Here is a 6,512-nt window from a genome sequence, read left to right as displayed (position 1 = left end):
CCAAATCATCACCATAATTTTCTGGACTCTATTGTTTTCATTTTAATTCACCTTCCAGCTATAGTTTCATAGGCATGACACTCGAGTTTCTTAATACTTATATTAGCATGAAATTCAGTAAAAATAGGCAGGTTTTGTTCCTCAACGATTTTTATTTTTGCGCATATATTAACTGTTTAAAAATCACCAAAAAAAATTCCCCTAGCTACTATCACTAGGGGAATCTTTATACAAAACAATTAAAATTAAAGCTGTGGTCCTGCAGCAACCAGGCGCTGACCTTCGTTGGTATCGCAGTACTGCTCGAAGTTTTTGATATAGCGCGCACCTAAATCTCTGGCTTTTGCCTCCCAATCGGAAACGTGGGCATAAGTGGCTCTTGGATCAAGAATACCGTCGGTTACATTTGGAAGAGCAGTCGGAATCTCAAGATTCATGATCGGAATAACGGTCTTCTCTGCCTGGTCAATGGATCCGTCGATAATCGCGTCGATAATCGCGCGGGTATCTTTAAGAGAAATTCTCTTTCCGGTACCGTTCCAGCCAGTGTTTACCAGATACGCTTTTGCACCGTGCTCTTTCATTTTACCAATCAGTGTTTTAGAATACATGGTCGGATGCAGCGTAAGGAATGCTTCCCCAAATGCCGGTGAGAACGATGGTTCCGGTTCTGTAATTCCTCTTTCGGTTCCAGCGAGTTTGGAGGTGTAACCGCAAAGGAAGTGGTATTGTGCCTGATCTTCGTTCAAAATAGAAACCGGTGGCAAAACTCCGAAAGCATCAGCAGAAAGATAAACGATCTTTTTCGCGTGTCCGGCTTTCGATGGCAATACAATTTTGCTGATATGATAAATCGGATAAGAAACCCTGGTGTTTTCGGTGATAGAATTATCTTTATAGTCTATTTCGCCATATTCATTTACCACTACGTTTTCTAATAAAGCATCTCTCTTAATCGCTCTGAAGATGTCTGGTTCTTTTTCTTCAGTAAGGTCAATTACTTTTGCATAGCAACCACCTTCGTAGTTAAATACACCATTATCATCCCAGCCGTGTTCATCATCACCGATCAAATATCTTTTCGGATCTGCAGAAAGTGTAGTTTTACCTGTTCCTGAAAGTCCGAAGAACAATGCTACATCACCTTCTTCTCCTACGTTTGCAGAGCAGTGCATAGAAGCCATTCCTTTTAATGGAAGATAGTAGTTCATCATTGCAAACATACCTTTTTTCATCTCACCTCCATACCAAGTTCCTCCGATAATTTGGATTCTTTCTGTAAGGTTAAACATTACAAAGTTTTCAGAATTTAATCCTTGAGCTTGCCAATCTGGGTTCACTGTTTTAGAACCATTCATCACGATGAAATCTGGAGTTCCGAAGTTTTCTAACTCATATAATGATGGTCTAATAAACATATTTGTTACAAAATGAGCTTGCCATGCAACTTCCATTACAAATCTCACTTTAAGTCTTGTATCTGGATTAGTACCACAGAATGCATCTACTACATATAATTTTTTAGACGTAGAAAGCTGTTCTAAAACTAATTCTTTACAAGATTTAAAAATCTCTGGAGTTGTAGGAAAATTAACTTTTCCGTCCCAACAAATAGTATCTTTTGTTACATCATCTTTTACGATATATCTATCTTTAGGTGATCTACCTGTGAAAATACCCGTTTTTACAGCAACTGCGCCTGATTCTGTAAGAGCTCCCTTTTCGAAACCTTTATTCTTAGCAGAAATTTCTGCTTTAAAAAGTTCTTCATAGGTTGGATTATACACTACTTCGTGATAACCTGTAATACCTAGATCATGTAGCTCTTGAATGATTTTAATGTTTTTCATAATGACTTAATATTTCTGATTCTTTTTAATAAAACAAATTTACCTATTATAGGTTATTAAAATGGTTTTAAAACTACTGATATTCGTCAGAATTCACAAGAAATTTAAAAATACGCAACTTGCTTACAACCAACTTATTAAATCATCCCACGAAAAAAGACGGTGAAAACCTTTTCCCGAAAAATAGTCTTCAAAACCTGGAAATTTTCTACTCATTACAAAATCGCCGCCCCAGGCTCCCAAACTTTTGACGAAAGCAGGACAGTTTTCGAAATATTTTTCTTTAATGGTTTGAATGCCGAGAAAGGCTGAAAGTTTTCGTTCGTGAACTTCCATCAACTGCGAAAAATATTCTAAATCCTGACATTTCATCACTTCCTCTGTAATCCATGAAAATGCCTCAATCAGGTCAGAAGATTTGGGATTCGAACGGTACATTTCAATACCTTCACGGCTGTCCTGTTTCTGATTGAGATGGATGAAGATAAGCTCATCTTTAAAAACAGGATTGAAATCTACAGCTTTAATGAGTCTCTCCCTATCAGTTTTCTGATAAAGAATGGCAGATTTTGCTTTAGCCACAGCAACATCATAACCGCTGCCGCCCAAACTCAATTCATTCAGTTCGAAAGCATCAATGCCAGCCCATTCGGCGAGATTATTCATCAGTGTCGAACTGCTTCCCAACCCATAATCAGCCGGAAACTGCAGGTTGGTTTTTAAATGATAGGATGAATCTGATCTGAACTTAATATCCGAGAGCTTCTGCACATTCTGCAAAACTTTCAGGACAAATTTTGCCGCCTGCGGAAGCGTCGTCGCTGCAATTTTCCAGGTTTTATAATCGATCTCTGCGCTCAGCCACAGCGAATTCTGATGATAAGCTTCCCAAAAAACCATAGAATTACCATCTCCGTTTTCTTCAAAAAAAAACTCCTGCCCCCATTTTGTAGGTACGGTAAGAGCCAAAGCGCCATCTAAGACGACATATTCTGAAGTGAGCAATAATTTTCCCGGTGAAAATAGGTTACCCGTCATTCCTTATACTGCTGATGAAACGGTAACTTCGCTGTTGATTTTCTTGATCAGTCCCTGCAATGTTTTTCCTGGACCCACTTCAATAAAAGTATTCGCACCGTCTTTAATCATATTCTGTACAGATTGTGTCCATTTTACCGGACCTGTAAGTTGCTTAATCAGGTTCTGTTTGATTTCTTCCTGATCGGTAACTGCTTTTGTTACAATATTCTGATAGACAGGAATCATAGGCGTTCTGAACTTCGTTTTTTCAATCGCTGCAGCTAATTTTTCCTGTGCAGGCTGCATTAATGGTGAATGAAAAGCTCCGTTTACAGCTAAGATCAAGGCGCGTTTTGCACCCGCTTCTTTCATTTTTTCGCAAGCAAGTTCTACTGCTGCAGTTTCACCCGAAATCACGAGCTGACCCGGACAGTTATAATTTGCAGGAACCACAATTCCGTCGATTAAAGCACAAATTTCTTCCACTTTTTCGTCGGCTAAACCAAGAATGGCAGCCATAGAGCTGGGATTGGCATCACATGCTTCCTGCATGGCATTGGCACGCGCCGCAACAAGTTTTAATCCATCGTCAAAAGACAATACACCGTTGGCAACCAAAGCGGAAAATTCGCCCAGAGAATGGCCTGCAACCATTTCAGAACCAATACCATTAATGGTTTTGAGGGCAGCTACTGAGTGAATAAAAATAGATGGTTGGGTAACTTCGGTTTTTTTAAGGTCTTCCTCCGTCCCTTTGAACATGATCGAAAGTATATCGAAACCTAAAATATCGTTGGCAGATTCCATCAAATCTTTAATGTCTTTCCGCGAATCGTACAATTCTTTTCCCATACCCACAAACTGTGAACCCTGCCCAGGAAATACAAGTGCTTTCATATAAATTATTTAGAAAAAATTGACTCCGTTGATCTTTCAGAATAATCAACTACATATTTATTTATCATTGTCCTTTCGGATTTATCTCCCGGAGAAGATACTTTGTGTCTTAATTCGGTAACAAACGCACTACTCTGTAACCTTTGTTCACATAAGCGCCGTTTTTGGTTTTTTCAAACTCGAACTTAGTTGCCAACTGAGTCTGCACTTTGTTCATCTGTTTGAAAATTTCACCTTTTTTATTTTCGCGGCTTAGCATGTCATTCACAACATCGAAACCGATTACCGCATATTTAGAAGGCGTTTTGCAATATTTCTGTTTGTAGGCAGCCAAAATTTCTTTCTCGAAATCTCCTTCAGTATCAATTTTTCTGTCCATCAGATATACAAGATTGGCTGCGCTGAGTTCGTCAACTTTTTTCTCGAATACCGGCGAATAATACATACTGAAAGCTTTTACGTTTTCTACCTCTTTGGAAAGTGTAATCATTTGGTTGGCAAAGGCATCACCTACAGAATCTTTGTCATTGGCTAACACTGCAATAACAGGAGCCGACTGGCCGGTCATCATATTTTTATCCAACTGAATATCAGCCGGAGAATTCACGATATTAACTGAGGCATTTCTAATCGTTTTTTCCAGATTTGTTTTCAGATAATTGGCTTTTGATCTGTCATCATCAGCAACAATGTAAATTTTCTGGTCAGAATATGCATCTTTTACTTCCTTCACGATTCTGTCTGCATAAACCATTTCGTTGGTTTCGATAAGGATGAGATTATCATATTTCAAAAGATCATCAGTATTGGCGAATGGCGCGACAACCGGAATTTTATTCGATTTCACATAATCCAGAACCTGGAGTACACTCGATTTGAAGAACGGCCCGATAATTAAATCGGTATTTCCTGCATTGATCTGGGTTAAAGAATTCTTGAAACTTCCTTCATTACCTGCGTCGATTACTTTTACATCAAGCTTCTGGCCTTTTGCAGCATTTCTTTCAATGGCTAATTTCGCCCCTGCAAGGAAGTCGAGAGAAAGCGTTCTGGCTCTTGTATCATCAGTATCAAAACCGAAAGGCAACATCAAAACAACATTCAGTGCATCACCGGATTTTTTTACATAGCCGGCATCCAGCTTTTTGATTTTAAGGACCATTCCGGTCTTCAAACCTTGGGAAAGATTTGGGTTGAGATTTAATAATTCATCTAAACTCACACCGAATTTATTCAGAATTCCGAAAACGGTATCTCCCGCCTGTACGGTGTACGTTACATAATCATCGCTCACCGAAGTGGTTTCATAAGTGTTGGTAGAAACCTCCGAAACTGGTGTAGCTTTTGGCTCTTCTACCGCAGCTGTATTTGAAAATTCTCCTTTTACTTTAATTATTTCTCCGGGCTGCAAACCTCTTGCTTCAAGGCCGGGATTCAGCGCGAAAAGTTCTTTCTGGGTAAGTTTGAATTTCCTTGTAAGTTTATAGTAATTGTCTTTTTCCTGAATCTGGTAAGAATCTTCATCAGCCTTATTTTCTTCTGCTTTTACTTCAACCGCTGCCGTTTCAGGTTTTGACACTGGAACATTTGAAGCTACAGGCTGGCTACCGCCAAATTTATTAATCTTATCTAAAGGCAACACCACTTCGTCACCAATTTTCATGTGCGAATCCAAATTTGGATTCAGTTTGCGCAAATCGGCTTCAGAAATCTGATATTGTTTTGTAATTCCATATACCGTTTGCTTTGGCTGAAGAATAATTTTACCTAATTCGGAGCTGGTTTGTTCAGTGGCAACAGCCTTTGTAGCACCGGATTTATTTACTACCAAAACTTCACCGAGGGTAATTTTACCGTCTTTCACCTTCGGATTCAGCTTGTATAATTCATCAATGCTGATGCCGTATTTCTTCGAAATGTTGTAGGGATTGTCGCCTTTAACAACGGTATGCATTTTTTGGGAATACAACCCAGAAAATGTGATTAAACTTGAGAGTAAGAAAATTTTTCTGATCATCTGTTATGATAAATATGTGCAAAAATACTGCTTTAAAATTAAATGCTGAGAATAATTAATTCCGATCTATAAACGTCTATTTCCTGGTAACAATTTTGAAGCCATTCGTGGCCCAGGTCAGCGTAAAAAACTGAAAAGTTGAAAACACGCTCCTGCCAGTTCTTTCCGGGGTGAATTTGCAGAAAAAGCTGCTCCAAACGTTCGAGTTTTTCATTCTGTTTTATTTTTTCAGCCCGAAGAAGCCGTTTTTTCATCCTTGCGAAAGATTTCAGCTGACGCGTTTTCTCAGCATTCACAAGACTTCCGAAACTTTTCTCGGTAAGAGAAGCTTTCGCTGAAATTTCATCAAATCTCTGATTGACCAGTGATTCTTCTTCATTTAAAAGCTTAAGAATTTCATTATCCTGAAGCAAAATATCTTTTGTTACCGCGGCAAAATTCTTAAAAAAATCATTGATCTCCAGACCGAATTTCTTTATTTTTTCCAGGTTTTTCTCACTCACAAAAAGCAGGGAAACCCGCGGAATGAGAACCGGAAAAGTAAGGTTCGTTTTCCCGTAATAATCCTTCAGTTCCAGCCAGTACATAATTTCGGCATTGCCACCGATATAGGCCAGATTCGGTAAAACCGTTTCCTGATAAACAGGTCTCATCAACGCGTTTGGACTGAATTTTTCAGGATGCTTTTCAAGTTCTTCTAAAAGTTCTTCTTTAGAAAAAGTAATATC

At 38.8% G+C, this 6,512-nt stretch carries 5 protein-coding genes; all 5 read right to left on the bottom strand.

The window, feature by feature from the left end; translation table 11 throughout:
* Positions 1–245: 245 nt before the first annotated feature.
* On the bottom strand, positions 246–1,850 hold the full coding sequence (gene pckA, locus V5N63_RS10855) for a phosphoenolpyruvate carboxykinase (ATP) (protein WP_332033960.1): 1,605 nt from the start codon (positions 1,848–1,850) through the stop codon (positions 246–248).
* A 123-nt stretch (positions 1,851–1,973) separates the two neighbouring features.
* Entirely contained in the window at positions 1,974–2,888 is a 915-nt protein-coding gene (locus V5N63_RS10850; protein WP_332033959.1) for a GYDIA family GHMP kinase, read from the bottom strand.
* A gap of 3 nt (positions 2,889–2,891) precedes the next feature.
* Positions 2,892–3,767 carry an ACP S-malonyltransferase gene (gene fabD, locus V5N63_RS10845; protein ID WP_332033958.1) on the bottom strand — a complete coding sequence of 292 codons (876 nt, stop codon included), beginning with the start codon at positions 3,765–3,767 and terminating at the stop codon, positions 2,892–2,894.
* 109 nt (positions 3,768–3,876) lie between these two features.
* Entirely contained in the window at positions 3,877–5,784 is a 1,908-nt protein-coding gene (locus tag V5N63_RS10840; RefSeq protein WP_332033957.1) for a LysM peptidoglycan-binding domain-containing protein, read from the bottom strand.
* A gap of 38 nt (positions 5,785–5,822) precedes the next feature.
* The coding region (gene bshC, locus V5N63_RS10835; RefSeq protein ID WP_332033956.1) for a bacillithiol biosynthesis protein BshC at positions 5,823–6,512 on the bottom strand (690 nt) is incomplete at its 5' end.

Source organism: Kaistella sp. (genome assembly GCF_032060305.1).
Classification (GTDB): Bacteria; Bacteroidota; Bacteroidia; order Flavobacteriales; family Weeksellaceae; genus Kaistella; species Kaistella yananensis.
Note: the sequence above shows the minus strand (reverse complement) of the source record. Positions and strands in the feature narration are given on the sequence as shown.